The 17,732-nt window shown below is 54.4% G+C and carries 16 protein-coding genes; 12 read left to right on the top strand and 4 right to left on the bottom strand.

From position 1 onward, the window contains the following. The first annotated feature begins 59 nt into the window (after nucleotides 1–59). From AC16KF_RS03010 to AC16KF_RS02955, 12 genes are all read left to right on the top strand, one after another. Complete coding sequence (locus tag AC16KF_RS03010; protein ID WP_484035810.1) at nucleotides 60–470, top strand: RidA family protein; 411 nt, start codon at nucleotides 60–62, stop codon at nucleotides 468–470. 23 nt (nucleotides 471–493) lie between these two features. Then, nucleotides 494–1,180, top strand: coding sequence for a response regulator transcription factor (locus AC16KF_RS03005; protein ID WP_484035809.1), 687 nt, complete (start codon nucleotides 494–496; stop codon nucleotides 1,178–1,180). Nucleotides 1,181–1,242: 62 nt separating this feature from the next. Beyond that, on the top strand, nucleotides 1,243–2,166 hold the full coding sequence (locus AC16KF_RS03000) for a helix-turn-helix domain-containing protein (protein ID WP_484035808.1): 924 nt from the start codon (nucleotides 1,243–1,245) through the stop codon (nucleotides 2,164–2,166). A 48-nt stretch (nucleotides 2,167–2,214) separates the two neighbouring features. Next, nucleotides 2,215–3,588: a sensor histidine kinase gene (locus AC16KF_RS02995; RefSeq protein WP_484035807.1), complete on the top strand. Its 1,374-nt coding sequence runs from the start codon at nucleotides 2,215–2,217 to the stop codon at nucleotides 3,586–3,588. Nucleotides 3,589–3,751: 163 nt separating this feature from the next. Next, entirely contained in the window at nucleotides 3,752–4,753 is a 1,002-nt protein-coding gene (locus AC16KF_RS02990) for a glycosyltransferase family 2 protein (RefSeq protein WP_484035806.1), read from the top strand. After that, nucleotides 4,746–6,221: a sugar transferase gene (locus AC16KF_RS02985; protein WP_484035805.1), complete on the top strand. Its 1,476-nt coding sequence runs from the start codon at nucleotides 4,746–4,748 to the stop codon at nucleotides 6,219–6,221. The genes AC16KF_RS02990 and AC16KF_RS02985 overlap by 8 nt, the downstream gene beginning before the upstream one ends. Further along, nucleotides 6,218–7,189: an NAD-dependent epimerase/dehydratase family protein gene (locus AC16KF_RS02980; protein WP_484035804.1), complete on the top strand. Its 972-nt coding sequence runs from the start codon at nucleotides 6,218–6,220 to the stop codon at nucleotides 7,187–7,189. Before AC16KF_RS02985 ends, AC16KF_RS02980 begins: the two co-directional genes overlap by 4 nt. A 93-nt stretch (nucleotides 7,190–7,282) precedes the next feature. After that, nucleotides 7,283–9,214 carry a polysaccharide biosynthesis protein gene (locus tag AC16KF_RS02975; protein WP_484035803.1) on the top strand — a complete coding sequence of 644 codons (1,932 nt, stop codon included), beginning with the start codon at nucleotides 7,283–7,285 and terminating at the stop codon, nucleotides 9,212–9,214. Nucleotides 9,215–9,233: 19 nt separating this feature from the next. Next, a complete protein-coding gene (locus tag AC16KF_RS02970; protein WP_484035802.1) occupies nucleotides 9,234–10,250 on the top strand; it encodes a lipid II:glycine glycyltransferase FemX in 1,017 nt (338 codons plus the stop codon). A 47-nt stretch (nucleotides 10,251–10,297) separates the two neighbouring features. Then, complete coding sequence (locus AC16KF_RS02965; protein ID WP_484035801.1) at nucleotides 10,298–10,756, top strand: NUDIX hydrolase; 459 nt, start codon at nucleotides 10,298–10,300, stop codon at nucleotides 10,754–10,756. A 4-nt stretch (nucleotides 10,757–10,760) separates the two neighbouring features. Further along, a complete protein-coding gene (locus AC16KF_RS02960) occupies nucleotides 10,761–12,062 on the top strand; it encodes a lipid II:glycine glycyltransferase FemX (protein ID WP_484035800.1) in 1,302 nt (433 codons plus the stop codon). Between the two features lie 164 nt (nucleotides 12,063–12,226). Continuing rightward, nucleotides 12,227–13,198, top strand: a complete 972-nt coding sequence (locus tag AC16KF_RS02955; RefSeq protein ID WP_484035799.1) for a D-cysteine desulfhydrase family protein — start codon at nucleotides 12,227–12,229, stop codon at nucleotides 13,196–13,198. 154 nt (nucleotides 13,199–13,352) lie between these two features. Here the strand turns inward: AC16KF_RS02955 and AC16KF_RS02950 are convergent, their stop codons facing one another. The 4 genes from AC16KF_RS02950 to AC16KF_RS02935 all read right to left on the bottom strand — a co-directional run bounded on the left by AC16KF_RS02950 (nucleotide 13,353) and on the right by AC16KF_RS02935 (nucleotide 17,456). Further along, nucleotides 13,353–13,721 carry a nuclear transport factor 2 family protein gene (locus AC16KF_RS02950; RefSeq protein ID WP_484035798.1) on the bottom strand — a complete coding sequence of 123 codons (369 nt, stop codon included), beginning with the start codon at nucleotides 13,719–13,721 and terminating at the stop codon, nucleotides 13,353–13,355. A 160-nt stretch (nucleotides 13,722–13,881) separates the two neighbouring features. After that, entirely contained in the window at nucleotides 13,882–14,880 is a 999-nt protein-coding gene (locus AC16KF_RS02945) for a hypothetical protein (protein WP_484035797.1), read from the bottom strand. Between the two features lie 145 nt (nucleotides 14,881–15,025). Continuing rightward, nucleotides 15,026–16,771 carry a hypothetical protein gene (locus tag AC16KF_RS02940; RefSeq protein WP_484035796.1) on the bottom strand — a complete coding sequence of 582 codons (1,746 nt, stop codon included), beginning with the start codon at nucleotides 16,769–16,771 and terminating at the stop codon, nucleotides 15,026–15,028. 226 nt (nucleotides 16,772–16,997) lie between these two features. Beyond that, nucleotides 16,998–17,456: a hypothetical protein gene (locus AC16KF_RS02935; protein WP_484035795.1), complete on the bottom strand. Its 459-nt coding sequence runs from the start codon at nucleotides 17,454–17,456 to the stop codon at nucleotides 16,998–17,000. Nucleotides 17,457–17,732: the final 276 nt, after the last annotated feature.

The following is a 17,732-nucleotide window of genomic DNA, read 5'->3' as shown; positions in this document are numbered from 1 at the left end:
ACAAACCCGCATTCGGCAGTACAATCGCCTCACCAAAAAAAAACAAAGTGAGGCAGATTATGTACACATCCGAAGGTAAAAAAATCGTCCATACCGATAAAGCGCCCAAAGCGATCGGTCCCTATTCACAAGCCATCCGCACCGAGAGTTTGGTCTTCACAGCCGGGCAGATTGGGTTAGACCCCGCCACGATGGAAATTGTCCAAGGCGGCATCGAAGTGGAAACGCGGCAGGCGCTGACCAACCTCAAGCACGTGCTCGAATCGGCGGACTCGGGTTTGAACTTTGTGGTCAAGACGCTCGTATTTTTGCAAGACATGAACGACTTCGCCAAGATGAATGCGGTCTATGCCGAATTCTTTCCTGAGAACCCGCCCGCGCGAAGCACTGTCGCGGCGGCTGGCTTGCCCAAAGGCGCGCGGGTCGAAGTCGAATGTGTCGCGTTGCTCTCTCCCGCCCGCGGTGATTAATTTTTAACCGCAAAGCCCTACCCGTGAACGAACTCATCCTCCTCGTCGACGACGAACCCTCCATTATCAAACTGGCGCGTATGTATCTCGAGCGCGAGGGTTTTCGCATCCAAGCCGCGCGCGACGGCGAGGCGGCAGTGGAGGTTGCCCAGCGTGAGCGCCCCGCTCTCATCGTGCTGGATGTGATGCTCCCGAAACTCGACGGCTTCGAGGTGTGCCGCCGTTTGCGTTCTGCTAATCATCCCGCCGATATCCTCATGCTCACCGCGCGCGATGAGGATATCGATAAAATTCTGGGTCTCGAACTTGGCGCGGACGATTACCTCACCAAGCCGTTCAACCCGCGAGAACTGGTTGCGCGCGTGAAGGCAATCCTGCGACGCGGCGAGCGCGGCGTCAGGGCGGAGAATGCTTCCACGCTTCGACTCGGCGACCTGACGGTTGACCCAGCTCGAAGGGAGGTTCGAATCGGTTCTTCCTCCTGCCTCAACCTGCGCGCGCAAGAATTCGACTTGCTCCTCACGTTTGCGGAGCATCGCGGGTTGGTGCTCACGCGCGAGCAGATCCTGCAAAAGGCGTGGGGCTTTGATTTCTACGGTCAGACCCGCACGGTGGATGTGCACGTGGCGCATCTACGAAAGAAACTGGAGCCGAGTTCCGTGAAGATCGAAACCGTGACCGGTGTTGGGTATAAACTCGTGGTTGCCTGACGCAGTTCGTTACGGCATTGCAAGATTGTTCCGCCCGCCGAGGCGTACACTTAGGTTGGAGTATGAGCGAGCAAACCAACCCCTTGTTGAAAATCTGGGCGCAGATGCACTCCGTTATTCAGGAGTTTTGGGCGATCACCGAGCCTGAGGTCGAAAAAGTCGCCGTGCGTAACGACGTCCCCTTTGAACTGTATCTGTACAGTGAATTAGGGTTGGATTATTTCTCGCGCGTTAACTTTCAAAAGCGCGACCCGTTTACCAACCCCGAGAAATTTGAGAAGACGTTTGCCTACCTCGATGTGAAGGGGTGGATCCAGCCTCAGCCGGAGGATCAATACAAGGTAACCGAAATGGCGCGGGCGGGCGTGAAATTCATCGTCATGGCTGGCGATGCGAAACTCCCGCCGCCGGAGTTTATGCCGGAGATCGACCTCGAACGACTTAAGGTGTTGCTCAAGAAGATCGCGCTGGCGAACGATAGCGCTCCTGAGCCTCCGGAGAAATGGGCGATCCTCAAGCGCTTCCGGGTGGCGGACCGGGAAAGCCCGGTGATGACAAAGATTCGGGAATACCTGCTGGACTTATTTGCCTATCGCGATGATGCGCATCTTGAAGCGGCGCGTCCGCACTTTCATACGGCAGGCATCGCCTGGAATGTGTTGGGCGCGGCGGCGGGCGGCAACCCGGTGACTGCGGACAGACTGGCTGAACAACTTGCTTTTCGCGGGTACGATGCCGATGAGTACGCGGTCGCATTGCAAGCCGCGCAAGAGATCGGCTGGCTTGAACAAGCCGGCGACTCGGGCGCATATCGCATATCGCGCCAGGGAGTTGAACTGCGCGAGCAGGTTGAACGACAGACCGACGCGTATTTCTTTGCCCCGTGGTCGGCGCTCACACAGGAAGAACTCGATGAATTGCAAGAGTCGCTCGGCAAATTGCGCGAGAAATTGCGGGAGCATCGAAAATCGAACCAGCAAGCCTGACGAATTGTTTGCGGATTTCGCGGGGTTGCAAACCATACTCTGTTGCATATGTTTACTTCACTCCGTTCGCGCCTTTGGCTAAGTTACGCCCTCGTGATCACCGTTGCATTACTGGCGGTGATTGTTGTTTTGTTGGTCTATCTGCTTCGCAATCCGTTGTTGTATCGGGAAACCTTGCAACGCTTGCGGGGTGTTCAAACGCAACTCTCAACAAACCCGCGCGAGTTGTTGCAAGACACAGCCAAACTCCGCGAGATCGCCGAAGCGAATAACGCCCGTATCGTGATCTTCGATGCAACCCAGACGCTCGTCTTCGATTCGAATCCCGACCAGCCCGCCCTCCCGTTTCCGCGCAACACCCTTGTGAATCGAAATTCGCAATTCGCCACCGACGCGCAAGGCGGATCGTGGTTGCAGACGAAATCGCGCCTGCCGAATGGAAATATGATCGTGACCGCCGCGCCTCGACCCGCAACAAAGTTTTTGAATGTCTTCGCCGACGAACTGTTGACTCCGATCTTGCAAGGCGGCGTAATCGCCCTGTTGCTCTCGCTCGTGCTGGCGTTTGCGATCTCGCGCTCGGTGGCAGACCCGTTACAACAGGTTGTCCTCGCCGCCAGAAGTTACCCGCAGAGCGCAGAGGCGGAACCCGTTTCGTTGCGCGGACCGCGCGAAGTGCAAGATTTGACTCAAGCGTTCAACTCGATGATTCAGCGCGTGAACAACACCCAAAAAGCGCAGCGCGATTTTGTGGCGAATGTTTCGCACGAGTTGAAGACGCCGCTCACCTCCATTCAGGGATTTGCCCAAGCCATCCTCGATCACACCGCCGATTCGCCCGACGCGCGTAAGCAAGCCGCGCAAATTATTTATGACGAAGCCGGGCGGATGCACCGCATGGCGCTGGATTTACTCGATCTTGCCCGACTTGAGGCTGGCACGGCCGACCTCAATATCTCCGCAGTGGATGCGGGAGCGTTGTTGCGCGGCATCGCTGAAAAATTTTCCATCCAGGCGCAACAAGCGGAGGTAGACCTGCAAGTGAATGTCCCGCAGGGTTTGCCCTCGCTTCTCGGCGACGGCGACAGGTTGGCGCAGGTGTTTACGAATCTTGTGGACAACGCGTTGAAGTTCACGCCCGCGAACGGACGTGTTGCGCTCTCCGCAAAAAAGGATGAGGGGTGGATCGAATTCGAGGTGGCTGATTCAGGTGTCGGCGTCGAGAGCGAAGCGTTGCCCCGTCTATTTGATCGGTTTTATCAAGTGGACACATCCCGCGCCGGTGGCGAGGGGCATGGGGCGGGGCTCGGTCTGGCGATCGCGCGCGAGATCACGCAGGCGCATGGTGGTAAAATTGGCGTCCGAAGTTCGATGGGGCATGGGACGACATTTACGATCCGTCTGCCGCTTGCGAATAAGTAAAATAAGACCATTGCGATCTTTCTCTGCCACAGAGACCACGGAGAAAAAAAAGATTTTCCACCTGCCCCAAACGTGATTTGCCTGGCAAATTATGCGGGGTCAGAGTTCTCGGAGCGCTCTCCCGACAACCATCGGGACACTGTGTGGCTAAGGTAGCCAATCTATGCCTAAAGTTTCCATTATCGTTCCCTGTTACAACGAGCAAGCCACGATTCGACTCTTGTTGGATGCTCTGCGCGAGCAGACCTTTCCTCGCTCTCAAATGGAAGTGATCGTGGCAGACGGCTTGTCAACCGACAACACGCGCGAGGTGATCGCCGGGTTTCGGAGCGAGTTTCCCGATCTGGATGCGCGCGTGGTGGACAATGTGAAGCGCGCGATTCCCTCGGCGGTGAACCGCGCCATCGAAGTGTCGCGCGGCGAGATCATCGTGCGGCTGGACGCGCATTCGAAGCCGTACCCCGATTATGTGGAAAATTGCGTGAAGGCGCTCGAGGAGAATCGCGGCGACAACGTGGGCGGCGTGTGGGAAATTCACGCGGGCGCATCAGGTTGGGTCGCCGAATCGATCGCGGTTGCCGCGGCGCATCCGCTCGGCGTGGGCGACGCGTTGTATCGTCATGCGAAGCAAGCCGCGGAAGTGGACACGGTGCCGTTCGGTTCGTTCAAACGGACGTTGATCGACAAAGTGGGCATGTTCGATGAGACTTTGCTCACGAACGAAGATTACGAGTTCAACGCGCGGGTGCGGGAGGCGGGTGGTAGAATCTGGCTCGATCCGTCCATTCGCTCGATCTACTTTGCGCGCGCAACCTTGTTGGAACTGGCGCGCCAATACTGGCGTTATGGATTTTGGAAGTGGCGCATGTTAAGCAAATATCCGAACACTCTTCGTTGGAGGCAGGCTCTGCCTCCGTTGTTTGTCATCAGCCTGGCGGGGCTGGCGTTGTTGTCATTCTTTTTCCCGCTGGCGAAATTTCTTTTGCTGGGCGAGATACTCCTGTATCTTTTTATCTGCTTGCTGGCGGGCATTCAAGCGCGGTTGCGGATGAAAAAAAATTTCTTAAGTGTGGGGTTGCCGTTGGCAATTCCCATCATGCACATTGCGTGGGGGAGCGGGTTGTTATGGAGCATGCTCGCTTCTGGTTTTAGAAAGAATGGCTGAAAATCTTCGAACCGCCCCGTTGCGATTACGCCCCAGCGAACACCGCACTCTGTTGTTCCTGGGCGATCTCGTATTGTCCATCGTTTCCGTGTTCGCCGCATTATCGGTGTGGCGGGCGTACAACTACAACGTGCAATATCAGGCATTGCTGGCTGAAAAACCCCCGATCCCCGAGCCGCGGATCGTCGCGATTCTCAATACCAGGGTGGATATCGAAGTCCCGTTTTGGTTTTACCTCCTGCCGGTCTTGTGGATGCTTTTGCTGGTGGATTTATACGAGCCATCCATTGCGGGGAGCGGGCGCAAAACAACGCGCGGCATTGCCGTTGCCGCGTTCATCGCGTTGGCGCTGTACTCGTTCGTCTTTGTGTTTACTCAAGACCCGACCAACCTGCCGCGCGTCGGCGTTGGCGCATACCTGATCTTCGCCTCGCTACTTACCCTTGCCTGGCGCATGATCTTCATTCGCATCTACAAACGGACGGGGCAGTTGCGCCGCATGCTCATCATCGGCGCCGGGCAGGCGGGGAAGACCCTAGCCCAATTATATGAAACGCTTGGAACGCGCTCGTTCAATCTGGTGGGTTTTGTCGACGATGACAACCAGAAAGTTAGAAAATCTTTTCACGGTTCGAAGGTACTCGGCTCCAGCGATCGATTGCTCGCCTTGATCGACGAACACCAGGTGACCGACCTTGTCGTTGCTATTAATGGCGAAATACGGGGAAAAACGTTTCAAGCCATTTTAGACGCGCAGGAAAAAGGCGTCGAAGTCATGCGCATGCCTATCCTCTACGAAGAGATGACCGGGCGGCTTCCCATCCATCATCTTGAATCGGATTGGATCATCCGCTCGTTCGTAGACGAGGTACGGGTGAGCGGGATGTACGAACTAGCCAAACGCGCTCTCGATATTGCGGGTGGATTGGTGGGAATCGTAGTCCTGCTCTTATTATTCCCGGTGGTTGCCCTTGCCATCGTTCTCGATAGCGGTTTTCCCATCACCTATAAACAGACCCGCCTGGGAAAAGGCGCGCGTCGTTTTACGATCTACAAATTCCGTTCGATGCGCCAGGATGCGGAACAACAAGGCGAGGCAAAACTCGCCGAGAAGAACGATCCGCGCGTCACGCGCGTCGGCGATTTTTTACGCAAGACGCGGCTCGATGAATTCCCGCAATTCTGGAACGTGTTACGCGGCGACATGAGTCTCGTCGGTCCGCGCGCCGAACGCCCCGAACTCGTCGCCGCCTTCCAAAAGCAAGTTCCGTTCTATCGCGCGCGTTTACTGGTCAAGCCCGGCGTCTCAGGCTGGGCGCAGATCAATTACGGCTACTATGCTAGCGTCACCGAGATGGCGGTCAAACTCGAATACGACCTCTACTACATCAAACATCGCTCGCTAACGATGGATTTGCAGATCATTCTCCGCACCATCGGCACCATGCTCAGGCGCACGGGACGATGATGAAAACTCTCGTCACTGGCGGAGTGGGGTTCATCGGTTCGCACATCGCAGAGACTTTGCTCGCGCGCGGCGATTCGGTGCGCGTGTTGGATAATTTCACCACAGGCAAACGAGAAAACATCGCGGCGATTGCGCAGGATGTCGAGATCATCGAAGCCGACCTTCGAGACGTTTCGCGCGTCGGGGAGGCTGTGCGCGGCATGGACGTTGTTTTCCACTCCGCGGCATTTGTCTCCGTCCCGCAATCTATGGAGCAACCGCAAGAATGTTTCGACGTTAATGTAGGCGGAACACATCTCCTGCTCGAATCGGCGCGACGCGCGGGCGTCAGGCGCGTTGTCCTCGCTTCAAGCGCGGCAGTCTATGGCGAATCCGATGCGTTGCCTCTCCTCGAAGAAACTCCTCTGCAACCAAAATCACCTTATGCGTTGTCGAAGCGCGTCAACGAGATGTACGCCGAACTATTCACAAACCAATTCGATCTCGAAGTTGTCGCGCTCCGCTATTTCAACGTCTATGGTCCACGCCAACGCCCCGACTCGATGTACGCCGCGGCAGTCCCGATCTTCATTCAGAGATTATTGGATGGAAAACCTGTCACCATCTTCGGCGATGGCGGTCAAACCCGCGACCTCATCAACATCCGCGATGTTGTCCGTGCCAACCTGATCGCATCCGAACACCCAAACGCCGTAGGGAAAATTTTCAACATCTGCACAGGCATCGAAACGTGCCTGCTCGACTTGCTCGACGTGTTGTATGCACTCTTCCCCAGCGCGCCGCCAACCGAAATCGCTCTTCCCCGCGCAGGCGACATCTACCGCTCCGTCGGAAGCCCGCAAAAAGCAAAAGATATAATTGACTTCAAAGCAACCACATCCCTATCCGAAGGTCTAAAAGAAACCGTCGAATCCATGCGCCAACAATCTCCAATCTCTAATCTCCAATCTCCAATCTCTATTCTCTAATCCTCTATTCTTCTATTCCTCTAATTCTCCAATCCTCCAATTACCAATTACCAATTACCAATTACCAATTACCAATTACCAATTACCAATTACATGTCTTTCTCCCGCCCCCCTCACATCCGCAACCGCTTCGTCCTCATCGGCGACATTGCCCTCATCATCGTCTCGGTGCTGGGAAGTTTTGCCCTGCGGCTGAACGTGGAGGAATTGCCGTTTTATTTTCCCGCCGTTGTGTTGATGAGTGTGGTCGCGCTCGCAATCAAAATCCCCGTTTACTATTTCTTCGGTTTGTATCGCCGCCTATGGATCTACGCCAGCACAGGCGAGTTGCGCTTGATCACCGTCGCAGTGACTACCGCCTCTGTCCTCACCTCAGGCGTGATGGCGCTCCTCATCGTAACTCGTAACGTGTATCCTGGAATGCCCCGTTCTGCTTTAGGCATTGACTGGCTCCTCTCGCTCGTTCTCATCGGCGGCTCGCGCTTTGCATTGCGAATCCTTGCCGAACAATCCATGTCCGCGCGTTCAAGCGGAAAAAGCAAACGCGCCATCATCATCGGCGCAGGCGACGCGGGCGCGTTGGTTGTTCGTGAATTACAAAAAACGTCGCAACTCAATTTGATTCCCGTCGGCTTCCTCGACGACGACCCCGCCAAACAAAAACATTCCATTCATGGAATTACTGTCATCGGGGCGGTCAACGATTTAGCCTCCGCGATTGACCTGCATCATGTAGACGAAGTCATCATCGCGATTCCCTCCGCGCCCGGTCAGCTCGTGCGCGCGATCAACGACGTTTGCCGCGTCAAAGGAATCCCCTCGCGCACGATGCCTGGCATTTATGAACTCATCGGCGGCAAGGTCAGCGTTAACCGCCTGCGCGAAGTGGACATCACCGACCTGCTTCGCCGCGAACCCGTGCGCGTCAATGACGAAGCCGTCGGCGCGGCGCTTGAGGGCAAGCGAGTCCTCGTCACGGGCGCGGGCGGCTCCATTGGGCGCGAACTCTGCCGACAGATCGCGCGCCGTAATCCATCTGAACTTGTTTTGCTCGGTCACGGCGAAAATAGCATCTTTGAAATTCTGCTCGAACTGAATCAAGAGTATCCGAATCTATCTCTCTCGCCCGTCATCGCCGACATCCGCAACACCGAACGACTCGCGCAAATTTTCGCGCAGCATCAACCGCAAGTTGTCTTCCATGCCGCCGCGCACAAACACGTCCCGTTGATGGAGGTGAACATCGTCGAAGCGGTCACGAACAACGTCATCGGCACGCGCAACGTTGTCCAAGCCGCGCTCAGCCAAAACGTCGAACGATTCGTGCTCATCTCCACCGATAAAGCCGTCCGCCCGTCATCCATCTACGGCGCAACAAAACGTCTCGCGGAAATGATCGTGCTGGACGCCTCATCGCGAAGCATCCCTTTGGGACGATCCACGCCTCACGCCTTTTCGGTAGTCCGCTTCGGCAACGTCCTGGGCAGTCGCGGCAGTATCATTCCCATTTTCAAAAATCAAATCGCGGGCGGCGGTCCCGTCACGATCACGCATCCCGACATGTATCGTTTTTTCATGACCATTCCCGAAGCGGTCTATCTCGTGCTTCAAGCCGCGTCGATGGAAAACGGTGGCGAAACGTTTGTGCTCAACATGGGCGAGCCTGTCCGCATTCTCGATCTCGCCGAAGACCTTATTCGACTCTCTGGACTCGAGCCGCATCGCGACATCGAAATTTCATACACGGGCATTCGCGCGGGCGAAAAATTAACGGAGGAACTTTGGGATGAGGGGACGCCGCTTGCGAAGACTCTGCACCCCGACATCTTCCGCCTCGACGCAGACGCTTCTTCCTCCGATTTGAACCTGCCTCAAGTCATCGAGCGACTCTCATCCCTCAGCCATTCCAACGACACCGACGCGATGATCGCACTGCTCGACGAGTTGATTCCAAATTCATCCATCCGCGAACAATCAGAGTCAAAGGTCACAGGTCAAAAGTCATTGCTGACCTTCGACCTTTGACCTTCAACCTTCAAGCCGCATGATCGTTTCCCTCACCGACTGGAGTCATTTCCTCACCCAACATCCCAACGCCCACCTCCTGCAAACAGGCGAGTGGGGTGAGTTGAAGTCCGCGTTTGGGTGGAAGCCTGTGCGAGTGATCAGCGGAAATATTGGCGCGCAAATTTTGTTTCGCAAGTTGCCGTTGGGGTTCACGGTTGGGTATATTCCGAAAGCAGTTATCAGTGATCAGTTATCAGTAGGCAGTGAGCAGTTATCAGTGGGCAGTGAACAGTTTTGGAAAGAGGTCGATTCGGTTTGTCGAAATCATCGCGCAATCTTCCTCAAACTCGAACCTGATCTTTGGAGTGACCCACAACCTGAAACATGGAACCTGAAACTTGAAACCTCCCCTCACAACATCCAACCTCCTCGCACTATCCTCATCAACATCAAAGATGACGAAGACACGATTCTGGCGCGGATGAAACAAAAGACGCGCTACAACATCCGCCTCGCCGAGAAGAAGGGCGTGACCGTCCGCGCATGGGACGATATCGAATCCTTTCACAAGATGATGCTCGTCACAGGCGGGCGCGACGGGTTCGGAGTCCACTCGTTGGAATATTACAAACGCGCGTATGAACTCCTCCGGCCAAAGGGCCTTGGCGAAATCCTCGTCGCTGAATACGAAGGTAAACCTCTCGCGGCGTTATTCGTCGCCCGAAATGGAAACCGCGCGTATTATCTTTACGGCGCGTCAACGGATGAAGAACGCAACCGAATGCCAACGTACCTCCTGCAATGGGAAGCGATGAAATGGGCAAAAGCGCGCGGATGCGAAGAATACGATCTCTGGGGAGTCCCTGACGAAGATGAAGCGACCCTCGAAATCAATTTTGAATCACGTCACGATGGCTTGTGGGGAGTCTATCGCTTCAAACGCGGATTCGGCGGAGCGCATAGCGTCAAACGCGCGGCGCAGGCAATGGATCGAGTGTACAATCCGATTCTGTATTGGGCGTATCTGAAATTCATTGGGAGTCGCGGCGAATAATGCCACATTATTGTTTTCAATGCGGATCAAAGTTGGAAGTTCGTCATATGGAACTCCATGATCGGGAAGTTTGTCCTGCGTGTGGTTGGGTATATTACGCTCAATTGAAAGTCGGCGCAGCGGTCTTGATTGAACAGGACGGAAGGCTGTTGTTGTTACGGCGTAGCTACGAACCATGGACAGGAACCTGGATGACGCCTGCTGGATACGTCGAAGCAGACGAAGATCCAAGAAATGCGGCGATCAGGGAAGTTTACGAAGAAACAGGCCTAGAAGTGGAACTCGGTGAATTATTCGATGTTTATTATTTTGACGATGACCCGCGCGGCAATGGCGTCACTTTTGTATATCTTGCCGAAAAAATTTCAGGAGAAATAAGAATCAACGGCGAATCCAGCATTGCGAAATATTTTCATTGGCGGGAAATTCCTGCTGAATTATCTAAAGGCGCGCACGATAAGATGATTATGGCATGGCGTATAAAGGCACAACAGCGAGAATCATAAGGCAATGGTAAATCTTTGGAACAATCTGATCTCTGATCTTCCCAACCCGCACTTCCTCCAAACCTACGAGTGGGGACAGGTGAAGGCGAAGTATGGGTGGAGCCCGTTGTATGCGGTGTGGGATGCGGATGGAAAGTGGAAAGTGGAAAGTGACCCGAATCTACTTTCTACTTTCCACTCGCCAGTTGCGGCGGCACTGATTCTGAAAAGACAAATCCTCCAAAACAACTTCGCCGCGCGGTTGTCTATTTTATATTCGCCGAAGGGACCGCTCCTCGATTGGACGAATGAATCGCTTCGTAAGCACGTGCTGGATGACCTGCAGTCCTTTGCGAAAAAACAAGGTGCGATCTTCTTGAAATGCGATCCCGATGTCGTGCTGGGAACGGGAGTCCCTCACAGCGCGGATGATGCCGAAGATAAAAACGGATCAGCCATCATGTCCGAGTTGAAGCGGAGGGGGTGGGGGTACTCGTCGGATCAAATCCAATTCAAGAATACGGTCGTGATCGATCTCCATTCAACCGAAGATGAACTCCTCGCGCGGATGAAACAGAAGACGCGCTACAACATCCGCCTCGCGGAGAAGAAGGGCGTCTCTCTGCGCGTAGGCAATTTGGAAGATTTGGGGATGCTTTACAAAATGTACGCAGAAACCTCCGTGCGCGACGGCTTTGTGATTCGCGATGAAGCATATTACAAAACGGTTTGGGAATTATTTATGAAGGCAAACCAAATCCAATTCTCTAATTCTCCAAATTCTCAATCGGATTCAGAACAAGCCTCCAGCCCTTCGACTTCGCTCAGCGCAAGCCTCCAATTCTCTAATTCTCCAATCTCTAATCTCCAATCACCAATTACCAATTATCGCGAAGCATCCCCGTGGGACCAATTACCCCATGCCGAACCTCTCATCGCGGAGGTAAACAACCAACCCGTCGCCGCGATATTTGTTTTTTATTTCGCAGGTCGCGCATATTATGTGTATGGCATGTCGCGCGACGCGCACCGCGAAAAGATGCCGACATATCTCTTGCAATGGGAAGCGATGAAGCGCGCAAAGTTGCGTGGATGCACAGTCTATGATCTGTGGGGCGCGCCCGAAGTGTTCGATGAAAGCGACTCGATGTGGGGAGTCTATCGCTTCAAAGAGGGACTCGGCGGCAAGGTCGTCCGCACCCTCGGCGCGTGGGATTTTGCGCCAAATCAATTTTGGTATCGGATGTATTCGGATATCATGCCGCGCGTGTTGGATGTGATGAGATCGCGCGGAAGGTCGAAGACCAAGCAGAGTTTAGGGGCTTGATGATTTGCTGGTCGAGTAGTCCCGCGATGCTCGTCGCGGGACGTATCGAGACCAGATGGTATTGAAGAAAACTTCTTGTAACAAATTTTTCTTTACGGCGTGGTGGTCTCGATACGGGCTTCGCCCTACTCGACCACCGAGTAGGATTAAAAAAAGGAATCATCATGAACAAAATCCCTCGATTAAATTTCGCCCATCTCCCAACACCCATCGAAGAACTCCCGCGTCTATCGGACGTGTTGGCTGGTCCGCGCATCCTCGTCAAGCGCGACGACCAGACGGGACTCGCTTTCGGCGGCAACAAGACTCGCAAGTTGGAGTTTCTCGTTGCGGAGGCGCAGAAGCAAGGCGTGCGGACGTTGATCTCTGGCGGCGCGTTGCAGTCGAATCATTGTCGGCAGACTGCGGCGGCGGCGGCGAAGTATGGATTCGATTGCATCCTCGTGTTGAACGGAGAGATGCCTGATAAACCGTCCGCCAATTTGTTGTTGGATCAATTATTCGGCGCGGAAGTCGTGACGATTGCCGATCGCAATGAACGCGACCGCGTGTTGAAAGAGACATTCGACAAAGCCGTTGCGGATGGACGCAAGCCGTATCTCGTCCCGTACGGCGGGTCGAGTCCGACGGGCGCGTTGGGGTATGCGTTTGCGATGGAGGAGTTGATGGAGCAAAATAAACATGTTGATTGGATCATCTTCGGCACATCCTCAGGCGGAACGCACGCGGGACTCGTATTGGGTCAGCGCGTGTTTGAGTTCAAAGGCAAGGTGTTGGGAATCAGCATTGACGAGTCGGAAGAGTGGTTGAAGAGTCGCGTGTCCAAACTGGCGACGGAGGCGAGTGAAAGGCTGGGGGAGCGGATTCGGTTCGAGTCGGCTGAGGTGTCTGCAAATGCCGACTACTGCAAGGCAGGCTACGGAGTCCTGACTGATGCGGAGCGCGAAGCGGTCAATCTGTTTGCGAAGTATGAAGGTCTTCTACTTGATCCCGTCTACACAGGGCGCGCGGCGGCGGGGATGATCGATCTCATCCGCAAAGGGTATTTCAAGAGCGAGGAGACTGTGCTATTCTGGCACACAGGCGGACAACCCGCGCTGTTCGCGGAGAAGTATGCGAATATTCTAAAAACCTGACAAGTCTTCGCGTGTATGTGCCTGCCAAGGAAAATTGTCCACGCGTGGATTCTTTTAGGCGATGGCGCGGAAGAGGCGCTTCGACATACTCAGCGCGTCGCCTGTCAGGTTTGTGATTAAAAAAGAATTGAAAACGGATTTTTCTTGAATCTCCTCACCCCTTCACATACGACAACTTCTCGCAAATCAACCCGTCCCTCAACTTGAACACATCCACCCCGCGGACGTGACCGTCGCCCCAGGTGTACGTCCAACGCATGACGCAGTGGATGCCGAGACCGAAGATTTCTTCGATGTCAATGTGGGCGTTTGGCGCTTCGCGGAAGAAATCTTCCCAAAAATTTGTCACTGCATCTTTGCCTGAGTACCTCGTCCCATCTGGGGAGGGGGATGTGTTCTCAAAGACTGTGTCGTCTGTTGTCAACTTCATCATGCCTGCGATGTCGTGACGATTGAAGGCGTCGTTGAAGTCCATCACGGTGCGGACTGAGGATTCGATTTTGGACATGCGGGTTGGGGTCATGGGGAACTCCTTTATTTCAATGTCACCCTGAGGAAGCGTTTTTCAGCGACCGAAGGGTCTCGATAGTTGCGGTAGAGATGCTTCGCTTCACTCAGCATGACATGCTTAAAGTTCTTGATGCAGTTGCACTGCTTCGAGCCTGCGATAGCATAGCATGGTGTTATTGTTGCGGATCTTCTTCTCTCAACCAAATATCTTGCGCGGGATCGTAGCGTAGAAAATAATCGGTTTGGATGCGTTCGGTGCCTGCGATCAAATTATAGTTGAATGCGGAGCCGCGCACGAACATTTCATCGGCTTTGCGGAAGACGATGCGGCGCGCTTTGTCGTCGCCATCCGCGCCCCAGCCAGCCATCGAGAATTCGAAGCGGGGTTTGCCGCGAATCTTCCCATCGTTGCCCAGCGCCACCGACCACACTTCCGATTTGCGCGTGAGACCAAAATACAAGCGTTTGCCCGCGATGCGGTTGAACACGCCCAGCCCGAACGCGTCAACATTTTTTAATTGCGATTCGACTTTGCCCGTATCCAGATCAACTTGATAAATGATTCCCACTTCGGTATCTTTGCCCGAGCCATATACCGAAGCGGCATACAAGCTGTTCGTGTCGCAATCGTACGCCAGCCCGATAATGCCGAACGGATTTTCAGGCGGCATCGGCGCGGCAAATGGCAGGCGGATGTATTCCGCCAGTTCGCCGGTGTCCGTGTCCACTTTGTAGATCGTGTTTTGTTGTTCGGGCGGATTATCGTACAGATTGACGCGCGGCGCGGGCGCGACGTAGATGTTTCCCTCTCCGTCGTTGACCGGCGTGCCGAGATAGCCCGCGTCATCCCACGTGGGATGCTGGTACACGTGCGCAAGCGGCTGCCCCACTTGAAGCGGACGGTCGTAGATGAACAGTCCCTTTAGAGTTTCGTTCGTGCTCATGATGGCGGAATCGTCGTAGCCCATATCTTTGGCAAACTTTGGCGTGGACTGACAATACGTCACGCCGCCGAGACCGAAGCCCGGCGCGAGTTTTTCCTCCGAGGTGTTGACGGAGTAGACGATGTATCCCGCCACGCCAACAACCAGCGCGAGGAGGATGCCCCACAGCCACCACTTGCGACGGTCAGCGCGTTTTTGTTTTGCTTGTTGTTTTTTCTTGTTTGCCATTGAGGTCTTCAGTGCCGCAAGATTTATCTTGCGATTCATGGATTGGTGTCAGCCAAAAGCGCAAACTGAAGTTTGCGGTACAGGTTGTATTATGCGATTCATAGATTCGTGTCAGCCGAAAGCGCAAAGTGAACTTTGCGGTACGTTATGGAATCGGCACGAACATGGGACCCATGTAGCAGGGATATTCTTTTGCCGTGTAGACGCCGCGATCCAAAACGGATTCTGCCCAGCAGTATTGTTCGCCGGGCGCGCCGTCGTTTTCCACTTGCGGAACATACCACAAGATGAGATTTGCGCCTTCGATGGATTCGTTGTCAATGAATCGTTCGGGTCCCTGCTCGTAATTCACGTTGCAACATGGACCGATGGTGATCATATCCGAATCGCCTTCGTCGCGGTCGGGGTGGTCGAGGGTCACGTAGACGAAGGCGTTGTCGCCGTGACCCTCGTCGCCGAATTGTCCGCGATCTGGTTCGATGTAAAAGCCCGCGCCAGCCGCATCTTGGAAGCGATATTGATAGCCCTCGTCTGTCGGTTCGGAATCGGACTGCGCCTGCCAGCCTTCGGTGGACCAGGTTTCCCAGGCCGAGTCGGCATAAGAGGCGAAAGAATTTTCACCGGCGAGAGCGAGGCGAAGCACGGGTCGGTACGTCCCGTTCGTCCCGCATCCGCGCCCGATGTTGCCAGCCATCACGCGGAAGCGTCCATCGGTGTAGAAATCGAAGCGTTGGACGTAAAAATAACTGCACGGCAGGGGCCATTGCTCGCCCCAAAATTCCTGTTGGAGACGAAAGCCGACGACCTCGCCGTTCTCGATGATGTCTTCGACAGTTGGACCTTGGAACGCGACGACCGCGGCTTGACTGAAAATGGGACAGCCGACCGCGTCGCTGTAGCCGAACGCTTCGGTGGTGGAGTAACTCACGTGCCAGTCCACGAGTTTTGCGCTTTCGAGGATGGCGCGACTCTTGAACTGCACGTCGGAGATGCGCAAGCCGTCTGAACTGGTGAGGATGAAGTCCATGCGCCAATCGCCATGTTCGAGCGCGGTGGACTTGTTGCAATATAACTGCGTGACGATGTCGTCTTGCAAACTGCGTTGCGTGACGGCGGGACCATATGTGCCGACATCCGTCCAGCGGACTCCGACAAGGACGCCATCGGTTAAGTCCACGATTGCCCAGAGCGCGCGGTCGCCGTCAATGAACGTGGGCGCGAGGCAAAGATGCCGCGAACGTTGACAGCGCGTGAGGTTGAGCGCGGTCTTGGTGTTTTCCATGCGGGCATCGTCGCCGTTCGGTTTGTATCCCAACGCGGCGATGACTTCGGGCGATTCGCTAGCGATCTGCACAGCCAGGTCAACAAGATATTGCGGGGCATCGGGCTGGGTGTCTGCCATTTTCATCACGGCTAGGAGGGTTTTATCGGTGACGCTCACGAACCCAACGGTGGTGAGATTTTTTGCGTAGTTGTACATCTCCACGCGATAGCACTCGGCTTGACCGCATTGGGCGGTGACATCAGTGATGTCGCTTTCGCGCATGGGATACACGCCGAAGATCTCGTTTCTTAACGCCGCGCCAGTGGACACGTCCCACAGGTCGCCTTGAAAGCGCGGATCGGTCATGGCGATCTCTTGCGCTTGCGCGCGCGGCGCGTCCAGCCCGATGAGCAAAAGGATCGGGAGCGGTTGTTGCAAAACATTCTGCACGAGCGTCGCTTGGGCTTCTAACGCGGGGAGGGGATATTGCTGTGGATTGATCGTCGCGCGCGGCACGACCGCGCCCGGCGAGGCGGGGGTAGTTTCGCTGAGGGAGGCATTGCAGGATGTTAGTAAAACGGTGAGGATTGCGGCAATTGCAAAAACTGTACGAGTTCGATGTATCACTTGGCGCTCCGAATGTTCGATTGACTTGGCTTGAACATTGGGAGCATTTTAACTCATGTTGCAATTTTCTCGATTGATAGTGGGAAGCGCCCAACGGCGCCACCCGAAAAAGAAAAACCCAACGTCTTTTTCAAGACATCGGGATTCCTCCGGCGATTTTCCGCTCTACAGCTTGACACTTTTGTTCATCGATACACGCACGGATTGCGGCGCTAGCCTTTCCCAGCTAAGGAAATGTTACTGTGTATTGGATGCTCGAACTGATAAGCAAGAGAACCCCACCTATTATTAAGAGGCGTCTTCGGCCCTGTTGGGAATAAAAAACACGATTTACAATGTTGTCTGCATCCTCCCAAAGGTGAATGCAGTATGCGGCTCCATAAATAAATAACGCAAAGAATGGAATACCACAAATGTAAGGAGCCATATTTTCAGGTATAGCCTCCAGCATGTCCAATATCGGCCAAAATACCACCGGAATATCAATACCATCCAATGAAAAAAGTATTGCGGGCACGCCGAGTAAAAGTATCAGCCATGAGACGCGAAGGAAAAAAGCAAGTATGCTCGAGCTAATTGCTTTCATTCTGTGTTCCCCTAGTATTTCCGGAGTCATAAAAGCGGCCGAAACAACGCTAATAATCAAACTTAACCTATTTAGGAATAAGTGTGTCTCTGGATCCATAAAGTCTCCTGTTTGGGATCACTATAGCAAACTGGCATTGACCTAAGTACCGAAAGCAAGACTAATAGTCTCCTCTATTGCTCATTTACTATGCGGCTAACGAGGCTGTCGAAAAACCGATTTGGTAGAGAGCCTTCCGTGCCGAGAGTCTCACCGAGAGATCAAATTCTCGCGTGGTAAGCAAGTTTCTGTTATTTCGTTCGGTCAGGGATCAGTCGGCGCTTCCAAAGGCGTGGATCCTGCCAATGTTGTGGACCAGAGCGAACCGCGTCTGCG

The organism is Candidatus Defluviilinea gracilis, from assembly GCF_057138825.1.
Note: the sequence above shows the minus strand (reverse complement) of the source record. Positions and strands in the feature narration are given on the sequence as shown.

Bases quoted from the DNA above. Each gene is read 5' to 3' on its own strand.
- AC16KF_RS03010 (WP_484035810.1), top strand. From the start codon at position 60: ATGTACACATCCGAAGGTAAAAAAATCGTCCATACCGATAAAGCGCCC.
- AC16KF_RS03000 (WP_484035808.1), top strand. From the start codon at position 1,243: ATGAGCGAGCAAACCAACCCCTTGTTGAAAATCTGGGCGCAGATGCAC.
- AC16KF_RS02995 (WP_484035807.1), top strand. From the start codon at position 2,215: ATGTTTACTTCACTCCGTTCGCGCCTTTGGCTAAGTTACGCCCTCGTG.
- AC16KF_RS02990 (WP_484035806.1), top strand. From the start codon at position 3,752: ATGCCTAAAGTTTCCATTATCGTTCCCTGTTACAACGAGCAAGCCACG.
- AC16KF_RS02985 (WP_484035805.1), top strand. From the start codon at position 4,746: ATGGCTGAAAATCTTCGAACCGCCCCGTTGCGATTACGCCCCAGCGAA.
- AC16KF_RS02980 (WP_484035804.1), top strand. From the start codon at position 6,218: ATGATGAAAACTCTCGTCACTGGCGGAGTGGGGTTCATCGGTTCGCAC.
- AC16KF_RS02975 (WP_484035803.1), top strand. From the start codon at position 7,283: ATGTCTTTCTCCCGCCCCCCTCACATCCGCAACCGCTTCGTCCTCATC.
- AC16KF_RS02970 (WP_484035802.1), top strand. From the start codon at position 9,234: ATGATCGTTTCCCTCACCGACTGGAGTCATTTCCTCACCCAACATCCC.
- AC16KF_RS02965 (WP_484035801.1), top strand. From the start codon at position 10,298: ATGGAACTCCATGATCGGGAAGTTTGTCCTGCGTGTGGTTGGGTATAT.
- AC16KF_RS02960 (WP_484035800.1), top strand. From the start codon at position 10,761: ATGGTAAATCTTTGGAACAATCTGATCTCTGATCTTCCCAACCCGCAC.
- AC16KF_RS02955 (WP_484035799.1), top strand. From the start codon at position 12,227: ATGAACAAAATCCCTCGATTAAATTTCGCCCATCTCCCAACACCCATC.
- AC16KF_RS02950 (WP_484035798.1), bottom strand. From the start codon at position 13,721: ATGACCCCAACCCGCATGTCCAAAATCGAATCCTCAGTCCGCACCGTG.
- AC16KF_RS02945 (WP_484035797.1), bottom strand. From the start codon at position 14,880: ATGGCAAACAAGAAAAAACAACAAGCAAAACAAAAACGCGCTGACCGT.
- AC16KF_RS02935 (WP_484035795.1), bottom strand. From the start codon at position 17,456: ATGGATCCAGAGACACACTTATTCCTAAATAGGTTAAGTTTGATTATT.